The 210-nt window shown below is 46.2% G+C and carries 1 protein-coding gene; it reads right to left on the bottom strand.

The annotated features are described in order from the left end of the window. Positions 1 to 210 (bottom strand): class I tRNA ligase family protein (locus CWC11_RS20950; protein ID WP_138684185.1); only part of this gene is annotated, 210 nt, incomplete at both ends.

The raw sequence follows: 210 nt of genomic DNA, 5'->3' as shown, positions 1-210 counted from the left end.
TTTATCTACAAATAGTGCGATTGGCACTCCCCAAGTACGTTGACGAGAGATACACCAGTCAGGACGTCCTTCAACCATGTTTGCAATACGGTTTTCGCCCCACTCAGGTAGCCATTGCGTCTTGGCGATTTCATTTAAAGAGTCTTGACGTAAGTTAGCCTGATCCATACTCACAAACCACTGCGGTGTTGCTCTAAAAATGATCGGCGT

Origin of the sequence: Pseudoalteromonas sp. S3178 (assembly GCF_005886985.1) — a bacterium.
Classification (GTDB): domain Bacteria; phylum Pseudomonadota; class Gammaproteobacteria; order Enterobacterales; family Alteromonadaceae; genus Pseudoalteromonas; species Pseudoalteromonas carrageenovora.
The sequence above is the reverse complement of the archived record's forward strand: the minus strand, read 5'-3'. Positions and strand labels throughout refer to the sequence as shown.